Source organism: Streptomyces sp. NPDC096040, assembly GCF_040303265.1.
Classification (GTDB): Bacteria; Actinomycetota; Actinomycetes; order Streptomycetales; family Streptomycetaceae; genus Streptomyces.
The window spans coordinates 1-2,620 of the sequence record NZ_JBEOTA010000088.1; the positions used below are offsets into that span (position 1 = coordinate 1).

Genomic DNA, 2,620 nt, shown 5'->3' on the forward strand with positions numbered 1-2,620 from the left:
TGTCAACGGTCATTGAGATGCCCAGGTGGGTGGTCGTTGGGTGTCCCGGCTGGTGGCCATCAGAAATCCATGCCTGTGGCCAGTGGTGTTCCTGGGGGTGGGGGTCAGTTCAAGGGGACCACTCCCTTGCCGGCGAGGGCTTCGGCGAGGCGGTGTGAGTCGCCGGTGGTGGTCACGAGGTGAGCGTGATGCATGAGGCGGTCGGTGCTTGCCCCGGCGAGGGTCTTGGGCATGATCGTGTCGAAGCCTGAGGGGTGGATGTTGCTGGTCACCGCGATGGAGCGGCGTTCATAGGCGGCGTCGATAATGCGGTAGAACGCCTCGGCGGCGTCCTCGCCGACCGGAAGCAGGCCGATGTCGTCGATGACGATCAAGTCGGCCCGGCAGATCCGGGCGACGGTGCGGGCGATCGACCCGTCGACCTTCGACTTGCCGATCGCGGCGGCGAGCGTCTCCAGGGTGAACCAGGCCACCCGCAGGTCCTTCTCGATCGCGGCCTGGGCCAGACCCTCGGTGAAGTGCGACTTTCCGGTCCCCGACGGGCCGGCGATCACCAGGTTCTCCGCGCGGCCGATCCACTCCAGGGTGGTCAGGGAGTTCTGGGTGGGTTCGGGGATGGTGGAGTCCTCGGCCCGCCAGGAGGCCAGGGTCTTGCCGGTGGGGAAGTTCGCCGAGTGCCGTCGCAGGCGCCGGGTGGCCGCGTCGCGGCCGGTGACCTCCTCGGCGATCAGTAGCCGCAGGACCTCGGCGGGATCCCACCGCTGAGCGCGGGCGGTCGCCAGCACGTCGGGTGCTGCCTTGCGCATGTAGGGCAGGCGCATCCGGCGCATCAGCTTGTCGAGTTCCTCGGGGATGGCCGGCGGATGGGGGAAGCTCACGGGAGGCGCCGTTCTCTTGGGTGACGTACGGTCAGGAAGTGTTCAGGGGTTCGGTGGTGGTCACCGGCCCAGGGCCTGCCAGCCGATGGTGCCGCTCTGGACGGAGTGGGATTCGTCCGCGCGGACGACCTCGCCGGCGGGTTTGCTCGCCGCGATGTGCTCGAGGATCGAGAGCAGGTCGTCGTCGGCGAAGCGCCCGGCCGCGGCCGCCAGCCCGAGGGCCTGGTCGACCCGGTCGCTGCCCAGGACGGTGGCCAGCTCGACGGCGCGGGCCATCTTGGCGCGGATCCGGGAGGCGCCTGCGGGTCCAGCCTCTTTGAGCCAGCGTCCGGCCCCCGGGCCGATGCTCACGAACGCGATCTCCGCCTCCGAGCGCGGCTGAAGCCGGGGCTGGTGGACGGACCGGCCGTCGGGATGGTCGGGGTAGTGCGCGTCGATGATCTGCGGGACCCCGGGGGTGGACAGCTGGTGACGCCAGATCTCGGACAGGTCGCCGGAGTTGGTGCGGGCGGTGACGGACAGTTCCTCGCCGACGACCCGGCACCAGACCCGGGCGCCGGTATATCCCGGCGGGGTCGAGTAGCGGACCGCGTTGAAGCTGATGGTGCGGTCCGAGCCGACCACCCGCTCCTCGCCCAGGGCGAGTGCGAGGGGCTCGACCGGCAGGATGTGCAGGGTGGTGCGTTCGATGTCGAGGCGGTCCGCCGGTATCTGTCCGGTCGCCCGGTGCCGGCGCGTGTTCACTGTGTCGCACCAGATCCGGCAGGCGTCGGCGAGCTCGGCGAAGGAGTCGTAGGCGGACAGTAGGTTCGCGGTGGTGGGGACCAGGTCGGCCTTCGCGATGCGGACCGTGGCCTCCGCGCCGCCCTTCGATTCAGGGTCGTAGGGGACGCAGCTGACCACTTGGCAGCCGTAGTGCCGGCCCGTGGCGACCATCTGCGGGTGCCGGACCGGGATCCCTGCGATGTGCTCGACAGTGACCGTCTTCGCGTTGTCCGTCAGCACATACGTCGGCGCCCCGCCGATCCGCCGCAACGTGGTGTCCAGGCAGGCGACCAGCGTGCCCAGGGTGCAGTCCCAGACCGGGATCACCACCCGGAAGCGGGACCAGGACAGCCATGCGCAGAACAGCCAGGTCCGCCGGCCGCCGATGCGCGGACCCTCGCCCCAGTCGAACTGCAGCCACCGGCCCGGTTCGGGGATCCACGGCCGGTAGGTCCGCCGCTTGCCCGCCTTCCACGCGGTCTTCGCCGCGTTCACCGCCCGCCGGGTCGAGCGCGCGCTGCCCCGGTAGCCCATCTTCACGAGCTTGTCGTGGACCACGTCGGCGCGGATCGTCGCCTTCGACTGCTCGACCCACTCCTCGATCTTCTCCAGGAACGCGTCGATCATCTTCGGCCGCGGCTCGCGCTCGTACGGGTTGCGCCCGCTGTCTCGGGCCTCGACATACCGCTTGACCGTCTTCGGATCGTGTCCCGTCAGGGTGGCCGCCGACCAGACCGTCTCGGTCAGGTCGTACGCCTCGAATATCTCCATGATCTCTCTGTCAGACTTCGTCACAGGACCTCTTCGACCGGTTCGCTGATGCTTCGCAACACCAGCAAACCGGACGAAGGGGTCTCCTTCAGATAAGGGAGCGATCAGGAACACCGCAGGCCGGACGGCCATCCACCTGGATTTCTGGTGGCCATCAGCCGGGACTCAACTGTCCGCACACCTGGACTTTGCCACGGCCGCCCACA

2 protein-coding genes are annotated in these 2,620 nt (G+C 69.2%); both read right to left on the reverse strand.

The genetic code is table 11. The features are described 5' to 3' along the window. Positions 1–104: 104 nt before the first annotated feature. Positions 105–878 carry an IS21-like element helper ATPase IstB gene (gene istB, locus ABTY98_RS42070; RefSeq protein WP_502994504.1) on the reverse strand — a complete coding sequence of 258 codons (774 nt, stop codon included), beginning with the start codon at positions 876–878 and terminating at the stop codon, positions 105–107. Positions 879–938: 60 nt separating this feature from the next. Next, complete coding sequence (gene istA / locus ABTY98_RS42075; protein ID WP_502994505.1) at positions 939–2,414, reverse strand: IS21 family transposase; 1,476 nt, start codon at positions 2,412–2,414, stop codon at positions 939–941. Positions 2,415–2,620 lie beyond the last annotated feature (206 nt).